At 60.3% G+C, this 16,263-nt stretch carries 14 protein-coding genes; 7 read left to right on the forward strand and 7 right to left on the reverse strand.

Annotated elements, in window-relative coordinates:
• Positions 1-22: 22 nt before the first annotated feature.
• Positions 23-1,237: an EAL domain-containing protein gene (locus ACM561_RS05470; RefSeq protein ID WP_425908633.1), complete on the reverse strand. Its 1,215-nt coding sequence runs from the start codon at positions 1,235-1,237 to the stop codon at positions 23-25.
• 334 nt (positions 1,238-1,571) lie between these two features.
• On the opposite strand from ACM561_RS05470, the gene ykgO reads away from it, so the two are divergent.
• Complete coding sequence (gene ykgO / locus ACM561_RS05475) at positions 1,572-1,697, forward strand: type B 50S ribosomal protein L36 (protein WP_011314284.1); 126 nt, start codon at positions 1,572-1,574, stop codon at positions 1,695-1,697.
• Between the two features lie 238 nt (positions 1,698-1,935).
• The gene (locus ACM561_RS05480; protein WP_425908634.1) at positions 1,936-2,604 is read left to right on the forward strand and encodes a tetratricopeptide repeat protein; all 669 of its coding nucleotides are present in this window, start codon (positions 1,936-1,938) and stop codon (positions 2,602-2,604) included.
• Positions 2,605-2,728: 124 nt separating this feature from the next.
• Here the strand turns inward: ACM561_RS05480 and ACM561_RS05485 are convergent, their stop codons facing one another.
• From ACM561_RS05485 to ACM561_RS05495, 3 genes are all read right to left on the reverse strand, one after another.
• Positions 2,729-3,007 carry a hypothetical protein gene (locus tag ACM561_RS05485; RefSeq protein WP_425909884.1) on the reverse strand — a complete coding sequence of 93 codons (279 nt, stop codon included), beginning with the start codon at positions 3,005-3,007 and terminating at the stop codon, positions 2,729-2,731.
• A 141-nt stretch (positions 3,008-3,148) separates the two neighbouring features.
• Positions 3,149-3,418: a DUF2312 domain-containing protein gene (locus ACM561_RS05490; RefSeq protein ID WP_079446052.1), complete on the reverse strand. Its 270-nt coding sequence runs from the start codon at positions 3,416-3,418 to the stop codon at positions 3,149-3,151.
• Positions 3,419-3,595: 177 nt separating this feature from the next.
• Positions 3,596-3,898 carry a DUF1244 domain-containing protein gene (locus tag ACM561_RS05495; RefSeq protein ID WP_425908635.1) on the reverse strand — a complete coding sequence of 101 codons (303 nt, stop codon included), beginning with the start codon at positions 3,896-3,898 and terminating at the stop codon, positions 3,596-3,598.
• 182 nt (positions 3,899-4,080) lie between these two features.
• Here ACM561_RS05495 and ACM561_RS05500 point away from each other — a divergent pair, with 182 nt between their 5' ends.
• Positions 4,081-4,665, forward strand: a complete 585-nt coding sequence (locus tag ACM561_RS05500) for a DUF1036 domain-containing protein (protein ID WP_425908636.1) — start codon at positions 4,081-4,083, stop codon at positions 4,663-4,665.
• Positions 4,662-6,098 (forward strand): pyruvate kinase, encoded by a 1,437-nt coding sequence (gene pyk / locus ACM561_RS05505; protein ID WP_425908637.1) that lies wholly within the window; start codon positions 4,662-4,664, stop codon positions 6,096-6,098. The genes ACM561_RS05500 and pyk overlap by 4 nt, the downstream gene beginning before the upstream one ends.
• 280 nt (positions 6,099-6,378) lie before the next feature.
• Here the strand turns inward: pyk and ACM561_RS05510 are convergent, their stop codons facing one another.
• From ACM561_RS05510 to ACM561_RS05520, 3 genes are all read right to left on the reverse strand, one after another.
• Entirely contained in the window at positions 6,379-7,944 is a 1,566-nt protein-coding gene (locus ACM561_RS05510) for a DUF882 domain-containing protein (protein ID WP_425909648.1), read from the reverse strand.
• A gap of 272 nt (positions 7,945-8,216) precedes the next feature.
• Positions 8,217-10,559 (reverse strand): L,D-transpeptidase family protein, encoded by a 2,343-nt coding sequence (locus tag ACM561_RS05515; RefSeq protein WP_425908638.1) that lies wholly within the window; start codon positions 10,557-10,559, stop codon positions 8,217-8,219.
• 317 nt (positions 10,560-10,876) lie between these two features.
• Positions 10,877-12,391 (reverse strand): sigma-54-dependent transcriptional regulator, encoded by a 1,515-nt coding sequence (locus ACM561_RS05520; protein WP_425908639.1) that lies wholly within the window; start codon positions 12,389-12,391, stop codon positions 10,877-10,879.
• Positions 12,392-12,542: 151 nt separating this feature from the next.
• Here ACM561_RS05520 and ACM561_RS05525 point away from each other — a divergent pair, with 151 nt between their 5' ends.
• The 3 genes from ACM561_RS05525 to ACM561_RS05535 all read left to right on the forward strand — a co-directional run bounded on the left by ACM561_RS05525 (position 12,543) and on the right by ACM561_RS05535 (position 16,190).
• Positions 12,543-14,414 (forward strand): M3 family oligoendopeptidase, encoded by a 1,872-nt coding sequence (locus ACM561_RS05525; RefSeq protein WP_425908640.1) that lies wholly within the window; start codon positions 12,543-12,545, stop codon positions 14,412-14,414.
• Positions 14,415-14,811: 397 nt separating this feature from the next.
• Positions 14,812-14,964, forward strand: coding sequence for an aa3-type cytochrome c oxidase subunit IV (locus ACM561_RS05530; protein WP_425908641.1), 153 nt, complete (start codon positions 14,812-14,814; stop codon positions 14,962-14,964).
• A gap of 95 nt (positions 14,965-15,059) precedes the next feature.
• The gene (locus ACM561_RS05535) at positions 15,060-16,190 is read left to right on the forward strand and encodes a Re/Si-specific NAD(P)(+) transhydrogenase subunit alpha (protein ID WP_425908643.1); all 1,131 of its coding nucleotides are present in this window, start codon (positions 15,060-15,062) and stop codon (positions 16,188-16,190) included.
• Positions 16,191-16,263: the final 73 nt, after the last annotated feature.

A 16,263-nucleotide genomic window follows, 5' to 3' on the forward strand; every position in this document is an offset into this window, starting at 1 on the left:
GACGCCGACCATACGCGCCACTTCAGGCCACAGGAACGAAGGCCGGACGTTGACGACTGTTGCGTGCGAATTTCCGGGTGGTCATCGGCTTGCCGAACAGAAAACCCTGGATGAAATCGACGCCGATGCCGTGCATCGCCAGGAAATCGTCGCGGGTCTCGACGCCCTCAGCCACCGTCTTGACGCCATGGCTCTTGGCCAGATCGACGATCTGGCGGCAGACAGAACGCTTGAGCCGCGCGGAAGAGCTGCCGTCCACGAATTTGCGATCGAGCTTGATCTCAGCGAATGGAAATTCGTTCAACGCGGCCAGTGCCGGCCATTCCGTGCCAACATCATCGATCGACAGGCCAATGTTGTGAAACCGCAGCCGATGCGCAGCCTCTACAGCTAGCGGTAAATTCTGCACGACTTCGCTGCCATCAACCTCCACGGTCAGGCCGTCGAAGGCCGGATGATTCGGGAACTGCATGCGCAGGACTTCGACGGCATTGGCGTCCGTGAAGAAGGCAAGGGGCAGGTTGATGGAGATATGGATGCTCCCCGACTTGGCGACGAGATAGCGCCAGTCCTGGAAAACCCGGCCAATGACGAAGTCGGACAGCGCGCGGAAGTGTGGATCATCCGCATCGGGAATGAAATGGCTTGGCGGCACGATCCCCCAGTTCGGGTGGCGCATCCGGATCAGTGCTTCAGCGCCGCCCAGCGAAAGGCTTCGCGCGTTGATCTTGGGTTGATACCAGAGTTCGAGCCAGCCGGCGCCGAGCGCCTCGGCCACATCGACCGGTGGCGATGGGGGGGCGGCCGGCACCAGGGCGGCGACCCGTGCGTGCAGGTCCCTGTCGCTGAAAGGCGTCGGCAGGACCGGCAGCAGGTCGAGCGCCAAATTTTTTCCGAGCTCGCAGGCTGCCTTGACGGCAGGCGCATCCGGCCGGCCGATCAGCAGCACACTTGCGGCGCAGGCACGCACCGCGAGCAGGTTCAAGATGTCCGAAACCGCCAGGCCGTTCATCGAGAAGCTGATGACAATGGCGTCGGGGAAATCGGAACGCAACGAAGTATCGAGGTCGTCCAGCGTTGCGCAGGCATGCGGAATGAAACCCTGTTCTTCGAGGGCTTCGCTGAGCAAGGATCGTACGTGATGCTTGCTTTCGACAATGCAGGCGCGGGGTTTCATCCTTCGCTTGCCGAAAGGCGTTTCCGCGATTTGGTTGTCCTGCTTGGCTGTGTCGGTCATATTTGAGCCCCCTCGCTGGCGGCCAAAGTGAGACTTTGTGTATGGCCGCACGAGGGATCGTTCCTGCTATGCACCGGAGAATGTCCGCGCATCGTTAACCTTGATAAAGCAATTCAAGATTGAATCGACGGGAACCCGCTCCATCCCGCATGTGGATCGAGGCACAGCAGGGATCGAAATGCTGGAAATTCAAGTGCCGCCGGGCCGTTTGGATTGACAGTCCCGGGCGCGATGGCCTAGAAACCGCGCATCCCGAAGGTTTTGTCCGGGAGCTTTGCTTTTTTCTGTTTTCGGCCTTCCGTAAACGGGCTTTGAAAGATCAGGAACGTTCCCCATGAAGGTCCGCAACTCATTGAAATCCCTGCGCTCGCGCCATCGCGACAACCGCCTGGTTCGTCGTAAGGGCAGGGTTTATGTGATCAACAAGACACAGCGCCGTTTCAAGGCTCGTCAGGGTTGATTCACGCGCATCCCATTACGGCACGTCGTCCGTAAATCGTTATCACAGCTCGTTGATGCCCCGGCTTTGCCGGGGTTTATTGTGTCTAAAGCGTGAGGACCTCGATTGTCCTCACGCCTGGCTTGATCGAGAAGAAGGTCGAGCACTTCAGCATGACGCTGAAGTGGGATCGATCCGTGGATCGGAGAACCGCTGTAGTGTAGGCTCGACAAGCTCGCGCGATTTCCGGAGCTTGTGAATGCAACAGAGAATCTCCGCGATCGGTTGTGTCCTAACGATGCTTGCCCTCGCTGGGGCTCTAGTGCCGGCCGTCGCGTCCGCTCAAGCCCCACCGCGCAGCTTTCCGCAGGCCACGCCGCCTGAGGCCACTCGGCCAAGCGATCTGCCGCGGCCGCCATCGAGGCTGCTGAAAAGCCCGAAAGAAACGGCTCGCGGACTCGATTTTCTGCTGGGAGCTCTCAAGGCCGCGCCGGACCAGGAGAGCGCCAGACATGTGGAAGCCCAAATCCTGGCGCTGTGGAGTCAGTCTTCAAGCGACACGACGTTGCTTTTGATGCAACGCGTGAAAACGGCGACGGACGCCAAACAACTCGACGTCGCGCTCAAGCTGCTCGACGCGGTTCTGAAGCTCCATCCCGAGTATATTGAGGGATGGAGCCGGCGTGCGACTCTGCACTACATGCGCAACGACTATCAGCGTGCGCTTGAGGATATCGAGCAGGTCCTGAGCCGCGAGCCGCGCCACTTCGGAGCGCTTGCAGGTCTCGGCGTGGTCATGCAAGAGCTCGGTGATGACAAGCGTGCGCTTGACGCCTTCCGCAAGGCGATCGCGATCAATCCCTATCTCGAGAGAGTGCAGGAACTGGTCAAGAGCCTGACTGAAAAGGTCGAAGGGCGCGATATCTGATCGCCGGGGCGGAAACCTAGGGCGTTTCGCTACGCTCCAGCGCTGGATTTAAACCAAGATCGTCATTGACGATCGCCCGATCGACGAACAGTGCACGTATGAAGGGCGACGGTGAGGAAGGCCACTAATGCAGCGTATTGCCTTCGCGGACTGCCGCATAAAGCCGTTGCAGTTCATCCTCAAGTTTCTCGTTAATCATCAGGAGCGCCATCAGCGCGCCGCGCATGTCGCCGTCGCATGACGCCACGATCTCATCTATAACGGCTTCGCCTGCCTCAAAACTCATCTGATTCCACTCCGGTTGAAGTCGCCCCACTTTCCACCAAGAACGTGAATAATTTCTGCAGGCCGATTCGCGTTCCTGTGGATTATGAGGATAAGGGACGAGGTCGAGGTAAGCCATTTCAATCCTGGCCGATCACGCCAGAATACATAATCCGGGCACGGGCCCTAAAATTGCAACCGTAGATACTCTGCGCGACACTCCTGCAAGTCCGGAGGTCGACCAAGTCCGGAGGTCGACAGCTTACCGCGCGCCCGCGCCTCACAGCATTCCAAGCGCGTGCATATAGGTTTCCAGGATCGTTTCCTGCTCCTGACGCTCGTTGGCGTCCTGCTTGCGCATTCTCACGATCGTTCGCAACGCCTTGACATCATATCCGTTGCCCTTGGCCTCGGCGTAGACGTCGCGAATGTCGTCGGAAATGGTCTTTTTTTCTTCCTCCAGTCGCTCGATGCGCTCGATGATGGCCCTGAGCTGGTCCTTCGCGAATCTGGTCGCGGGTTCTTCGGTGGCGGCGACAGCGATGGCCATCCTGTTACTCCTGATATGAACGATGACTGCTATGAAAGATGACAGTTGGGACTGTGAGCTCGGATACGCCGGCCGCCTGTCACATTTGAATGAAACTCGACACTCCCGAGCGGCGTGCTCGGCGTCAAGGCGACATCGCGCTCATCCACAGCGACCCACAGGCCGCTCGCCAGCGAATCAGTGACTGCCCGGGTTCTTCTTCATTGCTGCGAGTTGCTCTGGCGTTGCCTCGCCTTGATGTTTTGCCTTCCAGGTCTCGTAGGGCATGCCGTACACAGCCTCACGGCTTTCGTCCTTGGTCATGACAGCGCCATTTGCGTCGGCGGCGTCCTTGAGCCAGTTTGACAGGCAGTTACGGCAGAAACCGGCCAGATTCATCAATTCGATATTCTGAACGTCACTCCGGGACTGTAGATGCTCGACCAGCCGACGGAATACCGCAGCTTCCAGTTCGGTTCTCGTTCTGTCATCAATGGTCATGCACTGATCTCGCCATCGCCTGTCTGAGTTGAATTGGAGTGTGTCAGGGATTTTACCATATCGCGGGCGCAAATTGGAGTTCATAGGCTGGAAAATGAGCACCTTGACGTGAAAAGCCAGCTCAAACCGTTGACAGGCGCAGCAGGTCACGCGAAATCACGGCGAAACGATTTGCCCGGCTAATGACCACATCAGACCACCCCCTCTTTCCCACGTTCTCGCCGCGCGCGCGTATCGCGGGCTTCTTGCCTGCCCTCGGCATCCTCGTCGTCTGTCTGTGGTCGGCGCCCGCAGCTGCAGACTTTCGGCTCTGCAATAATACCTCCAGCCGCGTCGGCATCGCCCTTGGCTACAAGGACGCGGATGGCTGGACCACCGAGGGCTGGTGGAATGTTTCATCGCATGCTTGCGAGACGCTGCTGCGAGGCACGCTCATCGCACGTTATTATTATATTTATGCTCTAGATTACGACCACGGCGGCGAATGGTCGGGACAGGCTTTCATGTGCTCGCGCGATAAAGAATTCACAATCAAAGGCACCGACAATTGTCTCGCCAGAGGCTTCGACCGCACCGGCTTCTTCGAGATAGATACCGGAGACCAGCGCGCCTGGACCGTACAATTGACGGAGTCCGGCGAGCATGGGCCACAGCGCGTGCCTGGGTTGCCACAAGGTGAAATGCCGGGCGCGCCCGATTCCACGGGCGGAACGTCTCCGGGCGCGTCTGGACTGACGCCAGGCGCGTTGCCCGGACGCAAGCCATGAGACGCTTGCGCCGTATCAAGATACTCGCCACCCTTGGGCCTGCCTCATCCGAGAGCGCGATGGTGCGCCGCCTGTTCGAGGCTGGAGCGGACGTTTTCCGCATCAACATGAGCCACACCACGCATGACAAGATGCGCGAACTGGTGGCCACGATCCGCAACGTCGAAGGCAGCTACGGTCGTCCGATCGGTATTCTGGTCGATCTTCAGGGGCCCAAGCTCCGGCTCGGCTCATTCGCGGACGGCCCGATCCAGTTGAGCAACGGCGAAATCTTCGTTCTGGATTCCGACAACAGCCCCGGAGACAGAACCCGGGTTCACCTGCCGCATCCCGAAATCCTGGCGGCGCTGCGCCCCGGTCACACCCTGCTGCTCGACGACGGCAAGGTCCGTCTAATCGCCGAGGAAACTTCGCCCGAACGCGCAGTGACGCGCGTCGTCGTTGGCGGCAGGATGTCCGACCGAAAGGGAGTGAGCCTGCCCGATACCGATTTGCCGGTGTCGGCGATGACCCCCAAGGACCGCTCCGATCTCGATGCGGCGCTGGAAGCCGGCGTTGACTGGATTGCATTGTCTTTCGTGCAGCGAGCAGACGATGTTGCCGAAGCCAAGAAGGTGATCCGCGGCCGTGCGTCGGTGATGGCCAAGATCGAAAAACCGCAAGCGATTGACCGGCTGCCTGAAATCATCGAAATGGCCGATGCTCTGATGGTCGCGCGCGGTGACCTCGGCGTCGAATTGCCGCTCGAGCAGGTTCCCAGCCTGCAAAAGCAGATGACGCGGATGGCGCGCCGTGCCGGCAAGCCAGTGGTGATCGCGACGCAGATGCTGGAATCGATGATCCTGTCGCCGGTGCCCACCCGCGCCGAAGTCTCCGACGTCGCCACCGCGGTTTACGAAGGCGCAGATGCCATCATGCTTTCAGCCGAGTCCGCGGCCGGAAAATATCCCATCGAAGCCATCGCGACCATGAACCGGATCGGCGAAGAGGTGGAACGCGACCCGATCTATCGGGGTGTGCTCAACGCGCAGCGCGCCGAGCCGGAGCCTACCGTTGGCGATGCCATCGCCGACGCCGCCCGGCAGATCGCAGAGACGCTCGATCTCTCCGCGATCATATGCTGGACCAGTTCGGGCTCGACGGCGCTGCGTATGGCGCGCGAGCGCCCGAAGCCGCCGGTGGTCGCCATTACCCCGAACCTTGCGACGGGGCGTAAGCTCGCCGTGGCTTGGGGCGTACATTGCGTGGTGGCGGAAGACGCTCACGACCAAGACGACATGGTCGACCGGGCCGGCTCTATCGCTTTCCGCGACGGATTCGCCAAGGCAGGCCAGCGCATCATCATCGTGGCCGGCGTGCCGCTCGGCACGCCGGGCGCAACGAACATGGTCCGTATCGCCTTCGTCGGTCCGAACGGCGAAACGGGTGTTTAGAGCATGATTGCCTCACGTTGAAACGGAACCTGCGTTTGGCGAAGTAGTTGGCGCGGCGGTCAGCAAGGTGGCGACGCAGTTTGATCGGACGGGGAGCGGCCGTAGGTCGGCAGGACGAATAGCCTGGGGCCGGCCGCTCGGATCGCGCGGCCTTATGGCATTTCCCCTATGACTGCAGACGTTGACGACGATGCCGCCGGGCTTAAGCGGAGCCCAAAAAGAGATGCGCGAGGGATTCTAGGGCTGCGCGCTGTCGTTTCCGGAAAGTTTGAGCCGCGGCCTAGCGCTGCGAGGCCGATCGCACCACGAGCGCGGTCGTGGTCAACTTGGCAACGGCCGATCCAGTGAATCGATCGCAGACCAGACCCATCTGCGAATCGTCTGAGAAAGCCATTGTGATCATCCGATCCGGCTTATCAAAATAGACCTGCATCAACGTCATGTCCTGCTCGCCCATGACCGTCGCCAACATTGTGCGGCTCGCGCTCGGGGAAAGGATCATCGCACGCATCCAGGCGTCGCTGTCGCGTGCGGTCGCCCGTGCTAAACGACGGGATATCGATACGGTGGACTTTTGGCCTTGAGCGCTTTTGGCCACGACGGTCGTCACGCTGTCCACCGCCATCGGGTTACGTGAGGGGAGCGTCGCCGGCCGGATGGGCGGGATCGATGCGGTCGCCGCCACTATTCGCGCGCGGCGGACATCATTCTCTGACGCATAGGCCAGCGCTTGTAAGGCATCAGAGACATTGTCGGTCGGCTGCCGGTCGGCTGTGGAGACCGCCTGCCGCGCGCTGACGGCGGCCAAAACCTGCTTTGGCGTGACCTGCTTCGAGGCCGACGGGATTTCATCCCAGAACCCGCGGGAATTGATGATGTCGGCGGGGGTCTGAGGTTTGCCGTCCACCTCCTGTTTCGCGGGCGGCGGCGACGGAACTGCCTGTACGTCGGCGGAGGCTAATTTGAAGGCCCCGGGCTTCGGCCGCGGCACTGGGACCGATGAGGCCGCGGGTGCGACTGGCTGATCTGGCTCCGCCGAGGGGGTGCCGTCAGATTCGTCATCTTCGTCGGCCGACTTGCCGCGGAACAGCGCCATCAGGAAATTCGACGGCTTGCTGTTCGCAGTACCTTCGTCACCCGCGTGCCGGCGCTTTTCGATGTCAGCCATCGCCACCTGATAGCCCGGCAGCGGATTGCCGTCCGAGGGAATATGCACGGTGCGGCCGTTCGGGAAGACCCGCACCAGCTGATCGTGGGTCATGCGCGGCCAGTGTCGCACATGTCCAGTATCGAGATGAACGAACGGCGAACCCGATTTAGGATAGAAGCCGACACCGCCGCGCTGGAGGCGTAATCCGGCGAACCGGATTTTTTCGAGCGACACGCCGGGAACGAAGAAGTCCATCGCGTGCCCCAGCATGTGCTGACTGAATCGCGCGACGCCGCTGTCCTTGGAGCGGCGGCGAAGCATGGCGTTGGTGCCCGGAGAGCGGTAGGCCGAGACGATGTTGATCGGCTGCCTGGCGTCGACGTCCCTATAGACCTCCCAGAGGATATCGAAGAGATGGCGATCCATGGTGGTCTGTTCCTGGCTGCGCCAGTCGCGGAGAAAATGATTGAGCTGTTTCAGCGCACCTTCGTCATAGCGGCCGTCGCGCTTGAAGGTGACGGTCAGGTCTTCATTGGAATGGGTATGATGAAAGGACAGCGTGCGCGTTTCATTCAGCGCCGCGGCATCATGCACCGATCCAGCGCCCGCAAGTAAAAGAAGCGACGACAGGCCGATGCGGAAGCCCGTCCGTGAAATCGACAACGATTTCAAGCCGCGTGCAAGACCAGAAAGCACGTATGAGCCCACCCGGAAGACGATCAAGTCGGAAAGCCCTTCCACGAAAACCCCATGTGAAAGGACATAAGCCAAGTCGTAGGGCAGGACGGTTAACGCCGATTTACCTTACCTTCCTGCTCTAAAGATTAATTAGCTCGCTGACTGTGGCAAAAAAGAGCCATGTCATCGAGAAGGGGTGGACAGTGGTTAACGTTAAAAGGACGCCATCAGGTGATGACGCCCTTGTTTTAAATCAAGTAATCCGCTTTCGATGGCTCGTGAAAGGCGAGTTAGCGCCCGTATATCCGCCGGCGACGGTCGTCCATCTGCGGAGGCGGGGTCTGGACACCGAACAGCCGCTCGAAGAACGACGGGCCGCTGTTGTCGAAACCACCACCAAACCCGCGGGTTTCATTGAAGGCCACTCCTTGCTGCGGAATATTCCCCCTGGGACGGGAATAACTCGGCTGGGCATGAGCGATGACCGTTTCGAGATCGCGCCCATTGGAGTTTTGGAGCAGTGCCAGAATCTTGGCATCTCGGCCGTAGACATCTGCGCGAAGTTGCAGTTTGCCGGCATGGTCCACAAACGCGGTCTGATAGGTGATGTGCACCGGAATCGGAGTCGGGAACTTGATGTCAAACTCGTTCCGGCCATACATGCTCCGGACTTTTTCCGGCGTGTAATGCTCTTGCGGAAGGGCGATGTTGAGTAATGTAGCGGCGTATTGGTCGGGGTTCTGAACCCGCATGCAGCCGTGGCTGAAGGCGCGCGTCTCTTTTGCAAACAGGTGTTTGTCCGGCGTGTCGTGCTGGTATACCAGAAACTTGTTTGGAAAATTGAAGCGGATGCGGCCCAGCGCATTGCGTTCGCCTGGCGGCTGCGAAATGTGAATTCCGCCGCTGCGATCACGCTCCAGCTTGAGACCCATGCGCTCCAGCACGGTTGGATCCTGCTGCAAGGCGGGAAGGTATTCCTTGTAGATGATCGAAGGCGGCACGTTCCATGTCGGGTTGACGGTGATGTACTTCATCGTCTCCGTCAGAAGAGGCGTGGCATGGATTCCCGGCTTGCCCACGACGACGCGGGTGCTCCAGATCGGCGCACCATGCTGCATCACCATGAGCGAATAATCCGGGATATTCAGGATGGCATAGGCGTCGCCCAGTGATGGAGCTCCAAGCTCGCGCGGTAACCAGCGCCAGCGCTCCATGTTGACGATGATGTTGTCGATCTGGCGATCCCGTTTCGGGCTGTTGATCGCCTTGACCGTCCGCTCGTCAAGCACGCCAGTCGCCTTGAGATCAGCATTCGCCTGAAATTTTCGGACGGCGGCCGCAACCTTCGCGTCATAATGCGTGTCATTGGCGTTTTCGGTCACGCCGAGTTTCGTGCGCAGTATTGGCACGCGGGGATCTTCCATCACCACGGCGGGGTGCTTCTTGCCACGCTCCGGCGTGTATTTAAGTACAGGGCCGTCCGCGATCTGTGTGACAGGGCCATCGCTCACACCACGCAACTCGGCCAGTTTCTGCTTCAACTCCCGATAAAGCTTATGCTGTGGGTTGTAGCTGCCGAGCGCTGCGGAGGAATCCTTGGCGGTGGTGACGTTGGTCAAAACCTGCTCGGGATCGACGGGATGCTCGGGGTACTGGATATCGGCGCTGACCTGCGACCAGTGCATCCGGCCGCTCTGGGCCTGACGGGCGTAGTCCATCATGCTCGCGGTCAGTTTCAGGTCGGCTTCTGCCAGTTGGTCGGACGATGACGCTGCGGCAAAGTTGGGCACCGGATAGTCGGCGGGATTGAGGCCGTCGGCCGCAGCGTCCCTGAGACGCGCAATCACACCCTTAGCCTGCGCATTCAGTGTGCCGCCCTCGGTCCATAGTGGCGCATAGCTCCGCGCCGCGTAGAATTTCTCGATAGCTGCCCGCTCGGCCTTGCGGTCAAAGAATTTTGTCGCCTCGGTATCGAGCAATGCTCGAAGCTTTTCGGCCGCCGGCTGATCCGCAGGCGGGACATTGTTCGCGGCCTTCACTGGTTCGCTCGGCTGATCGGTGGCCGTCGCGGCGCCGGTCTCCGCGTGAGGTGGTGCGGCCGCGGGGGTGATTGTCGCGGTGGCGTCCTTCTTCGACTCATCCTTCGTCTTGATGCCGTCTGACGGAGCCGCGGTGACATCGTCCGGTTTGGCGGCAGTAGTCTTGGGCTCGTCAAGCTTCGTTTCGGTGGTCTCGGGGTTTGAGCTCGGCTGGCCGCTTGAGGGCTTCGCATCGGAAGATGCGGTTGCGTTCGCAGATGTGTCAGACTGCGAGGTGGCCGTGTCGGCTGCCGTTGAACCGGCAGGCTTCGGATCGGGTGCGCGCGTCTCGGTCTTTTGATCGCCCGACTTCGACTCGCGGACCGCCGGTGGTGCAGGCTGCACATCATCCGCCTTGAAATCGGCTACCGTAGGTGGCGGAACGTTGGCTGGCTCTGGCGTTGGAATCGCTGCGTCGATTGCGAGTTCGGAGGCGCTCTTTTTTGCGACATCCGCCTGGGCAAATGCGGCCGAGGTCGAAACTGCTAAAAAGGTGGCTGCAAGCACTGTCAGGATTCGATCGAATCCTGTCCGGTTAGTCGGGTAGTCTCGCATTCTCGCACCCTCGGGTGAAACTGTCCCCACGGAACAATCTGGTGAATTTTTGTCCTGTGTCCGTCGAGGCTTTGTTTTGGCCTTCACGACACCCGGATGCTGCTACTCGCACGCCTGATTCGGACGGCCAACGCCGCAAACCGCGATTCTCGACAAACTGACCTCAAAAGACATCGTTGGCAACGCGATGTGTTGTTTTGACGCGTATTTTCCGTTGGTCTGTCACTACGCCGCAACGGTTCAGTCGCCCGCGCGCACTCTCGCGTGATCAGGCTCGAATGCGCGCGCCGAACTTACCTAAAACGCACTTGAGCTCGTTACTGTTCCTCTTTGGCGACGATGCCATTTTTCGCGGCGATGTCATCGAGCTTGCGGTAAAGCGTGGATCGTCCGATTTTCAATCGGCGCGCCACTTCGGACATTTGTCCGCGGTAATGCGAGATTGCGAAGCGAATGATGTCGGCTTCCAACTCCTCGAGTGGGCGTACTTCGCCGTCTTGAGTGAACAATGGCAGGCTGCCGGGATCTGGCGTAGGCGCAAGAGGTATGTCGTTACCGTTTACGACGTTCGAGGCTGTTCGTGGCGGAACCGGCTCCATAATCAGCGGCTCGCCAGCTTCGGCGTGGGTATCCGGGTGAATGTCCGTAGCGGGCTGCAAACCGGTTGACGGAAAATCCGATAGACCAAGGTGCGTGCCATCGCTCATGACGACCGCGCGGTAAACAGCGTTTTCGAGTTGGCGGATGTTGCCGGGCCAGTTGAGCTGCGACAGCCCCGCCATCGCCTCGCCGCTGATGCCGTTGATCGTTCGGTGTTCCTCGGCGCAGAAGCGCGCCAGAAAGTGTCGCAGCAGGTTCGGGATATCGTCGCGCCGCATCCGAAGCGGAGGGATCGTCAGCGGCAGCACGTGCAGGCGATAGAACAGGTCTTCCCTGAACTGTCCGGCCTTGACGCGATCCAGCAGCCGCCGATTGGTGGCCGAAATAATGCGGACGTCGACCTTGACCGGCTTGCGGCCGCCGACCGCTTCGACCGCGCCTTCCTGCAGCGCGCGCAATAGTTTTACTTGCGCGGTTAACGGCAACTCGCTCACTTCATCGAGAAACAGCGTGCCGCCGGAAGCCTCGACGAACTTACCGGTGTGGCGCTCGGTCGCGCCGGTGAATGACCCCTTTTCGTGACCGAACAGGATCGATTCAACGAGGTTGTCTGGGATCGCGCCGCAGTTCACCGCGACAAACGGCTTGGCGCTGCGGTCACTGGTGCCGTGGATGGCGCGTGCGAATAGCTCCTTACCGACACCGGATTCGCCTTCGATCAACACCGGGATCGACGAACCTGCTGCCTTTTTCGCGACCTTCATCACGTCGGCCATGGTCTCGCTGCGGGTGATGATGTCGGCGAAGGTGAGGCGACCTTCACGGCTGTGACGGACGCGCTGCAATTCGTTCTTCAGTGCGCTGGCGTTGAGCGCATTGCGCAAGCTGACCTGAAGACGCTCGATGCCGACCGGCTTTACGACGAAGTCATGTGCGCCGGCACGCATGGCCGAAACCACATTGTCGATACCCCCATGTGCGGTCTGGACAATGACGGGGATGGCGAGGCCGGCCTCGCGGATTCCCGCGAGCACGCCCATGCCGTCGAGGCCGGGCATCACGAGGTCGAGGACAAGTGCGTCGATCACTGGGCCGTCGCTCGCCGTCATTACGGCGACGGCTGTGTCGCCGCTTTCGACCACCATCGCTTCATAGCCGCACCGCCGCACCATGTTCTCGACGAGACGACGCTGCACCGCGTCATCGTCGGCGATCAAAATCGTGGCAGTCATGGCATTCCCCGCGCACTACAACTATCTGTATCGAATCGAGGCACACTGGCGGACGGTGATTAATTCGCTCTTAAGGTTTGCCGTCGTGCCATCATGATGTCGTAACTGCTCTCCCGTTGATCGGTATTCATAGAGAAAGTCTGGATCGATAATGGCTGCGCGTACTTCCTCCGCCTCACGCAAATCCGCTACTGCTCGTAAACCCGCCTCCCACCGCAAGCCGGCCAAAAAAGCGGTTGCCGTGAAATCGGGAGGTCTGCCGGAGTGGAATCTCGCGGATCTCTATTTCGGGATTGATGCGCCCGAGGTCGCGCGCGATCTCGACAGGATCGATGCTGAATGCAAGGCTTTCGAGGCGGACTACAAGGGCAAGCTTGCGACGGAAACGTCGAGCCCTGAAGGCGGCGTATGGCTTGCAGGAGCCGTGCGACGCTATGAGGCGATCGACGATCTCGCGGGCCGGCTCGGTTCCTTTGCAGGCTTGATACACGCCGGCGACAGCATCGATCCCGCGATCTCGAAATTCTATGGCGACGTCTCGGAGCGTCTGACGGCTGCGTCGCTGCATCTGCTATTTTTCCCGCTGGAGCTCAACCGCATCGACGACGACGTGATCGAGCGCGCCATGCAGGCGCCGGAGCTCGGGCATTATCGCCCCTGGATCGAGGATAGTCGCAAAGACAAGCCGTACCAGCTTGAGGATCGGCTCGAGCAGCTCTTTCATGAGAAGTCGCAGACCGGCTACTCGGCATGGAACAGGTTATTCGACCAGACGATTGCAGGGTTACGATTCAGGGTCGGGAACAAGGAGTTCGCGATCGAACCAACGCTGAACCAGTTGCAGGATCGCTCGCCGGAGAAGCGGAAAGCGGCCGCTCAGGCGCTGGCGAAGACGTTCAAGGCCAACGAGCGAACCTTCGCGCTCATCACCAACACGCTCTCCAAGGATAAGGACATTTCCGACCGCTGGCGCGGCTTTCACGACGTCGCCGATTCGCGCCACCTGAACAACCGCGTCGAGCGCGAGGTGGTGGATGCGCTGGTGGCCTCGGTGCGCGCGGCCTATCCTCGGTTGTCGCATCGCTATTATGCGTTGAAGGCGCGCTGGTTCAAAAAGAAGAAGCTCGCCCATTGGGACCGCAACGCGCCGCTGCCGTTCGCCGCCACCGGCGTCATTCCCTGGACCGATGCGCGCAAGATGGTTTTGACCGCCTATGGCGAATTTTCGCCAGAGATGGCCGGCATTGCCGAGCGATTCTTTACCGACCGGTGGATCGACGCGCCTGTGCGTCCCGGCAAGGCGCCGGGAGCGTTTTCGCATCCGACCACGCCGTCGGCGCATCCCTACGTGCTGATGAACTACCAGGGCAAGCCGCGCGATGTGATGACGCTGGCGCATGAGTTGGGGCACGGCGTGCATCAGGTGCTGGCTGCGAAGAACGGCGCGCTGATGGCGCCGACGCCGCTGACGCTTGCGGAAACCGCGTCAGTCTTTGGCGAGATGCTGACCTTCAAGCGCCTGCTGTCGCAGACCAAGAACGCGAAGCAACGGCAGGCGCTGCTCGCCGGCAAGGTCGAGGACATGATCAACACCGTGGTGCGCCAGATCGCGTTCTACACCTTTGAGCGCGCGGTTCATACCGAGCGTAAGAGCGGCGAACTCACCGCGGAGCGCATCGGTCAACTCTGGCTTGGCGTACAGGGCGAGAGCCTCGGTCCCGCGATCGAGATCAAGCCGGGGTACGAGACCTTCTGGATGTACGTTCCTCACTTCATTCATTCGCCGTTCTATGTCTATGCCTACGCGTTCGGCGATTGCCTCGTGAACTCGCTCTATGCAGTGTATGAACACGCGTCCGATGGTTTCGCCGAGCGCTATCTGGCGATGCTCGCGGCCGGCGGCACCAAGCACTATTCCGAACTGCTGAGGCCGTTCGGGCTCGACGCCAGGGATCCACAATTTTGGGATGGCGGATTATCGGTGATAGCCGGCATGATCGATGAGCTTGAGAGGATGGGATAGGTTGGCTCGCCGGCCGCCGCGCTGCGCGGCAAAATGGCGCAGCCTTGTCTCAGAAGCCGGTACCGAGCTGAATTACAATCGTAGCGTGTATTTTCTGGCGGGAAGCGGATTCTTTAGGGCGCGAACGGCCCACCGCGACAGACGCGTAAGGCAACCGGAAGGGAGATCTGGTTCCGGACAGGCGGGGTGCTGCCCTTTTATCCGTTGAAATCACCAGGCGAAGGGCGGGCCGTAAGCCAGGAAAACTTGGCTTCCGGCGAGTTCGAGGGGCCGGATTTGTATATTTTTATACATAAAGGGGCGATGACTTCGCCAAGGTGACCGCCGCACCGTTGCTCTGTCCCTCTGATTGCGCTAATTCCTCCATCGCAAGATCAACCCTGGCTGGAGACTTGACGTGTCAGATCATAACGAAATCGTTTACTCGACGGCGGACGGCATGGATTACCCGGCGCACGAGGGAACATATAATGCTTTCATCAAGATTGGGACGATCGGCACCGCGGCCGTGATCACCATTGTCTCGTTGATGGCGATTTTCCTCACCTGATTGTCCGGTCGACCTTTCTGACCGTTCTGGATTTCCATTGCTAGCAACGTGGCTGGTGCTTTAGTCGTGCGTGGCCGTTGGCTGCGGGAGGCATCATGAAGATTGCGATTGCGAAGGAAATCGATGAGTCGGAGCCGCGGGTTGCCGCGTCACCCGATACAGTGAAGAAGTTCAAGGCGCTCGGCGCGGATGTCGCAATCGAGCCGGGCGCCGGAACTAAATCGGGTGTGCCGGATTCGGACTTCACCGCCGCCGGAGCGGTGGTAAGTACCGATGCCGTGAAAGACGCCGACCTTGTTATTAAGGTGAGGCGGCCCGAGGCATCCGAGCTGGCGCGCTACAAGCGTGGCGCTCTGGTGATCGCGATCATGGATCCCTACGGCAACGAGGCTGCACTAAAAAAGATCGCGGATGCTGGCGTGTCGGCTTTCGCAATGGAGCTGATGCCGCGTATCACGCGCGCCCAGGTGATGGATGTGCTGTCCAGCCAGGCAAATCTGGCCGGCTATCGGGCCGTCATCGAGGCCGCCGAGGCGTTCGGCCGCGCATTTCCAATGATGATGACGGCCGCCGGCACCGTGCCTGCTGCGAAGGTATTCGTTATGGGCGTCGGCGTTGCCGGCCTTCAGGCGATCGCCACCGCGCGCCGTCTCGGCGCCGTGGTCACCGCGACCGACGTGCGTCCCGCCACCAAGGAACAGGTGGAAAGCCTTGGCGCCAAATTTCTCGCCGTAGAGGACGAGGAGTTCAAGAACGCGCAGACCGCTGGCGGCTATGCCAAGGAAATGTCGAAAGAGTATCAGGCTAAGCAGGCGGCGCTAACCACTGAACATATCAAGAAGCAGGACATCATCATCACGACGGCGTTGATTCCCGGACGCCCGGCGCCGAGGCTCGTGACCGCGGAGATGGTGCGCTCGATGAAGCCCGGCTCGGTGCTGGTCGATCTCGCGGTCGAGCGCGGCGGTAACATTGAAGGCGTCCAGGCGGGTGAGGTCGTCGATCTCAATGGTGTAAGGATTATCGGCTTTACTAACGTCGCTGGCCGCGTCGCCGCCTCGGCGTCCAGCTTGTATGCCCGCAACCTGTTTTCATTCATTGAGACGCTGGTCGACAAGACGACCAAGGCGCTTGCGGTGAACTGGGACGACGAATTGGTCAAGGCCACCGCGCTGACCCGGAATGGCGCGATCATTCATCCGAACTTCCAGCCGAAAAGCGCATGATGATCATGAGCCCAGCCGGTCCGCGGATTGTTCCGGAGAACACGACGTGCGCGTTCATTTCCGGGGTTGCCAT

Origin of the sequence: Nitrobacter sp. TKz-YC02, from assembly GCF_049852135.1 — a bacterium.
Lineage (GTDB): Bacteria > Pseudomonadota > Alphaproteobacteria > Rhizobiales > Xanthobacteraceae > Nitrobacter > Nitrobacter vulgaris.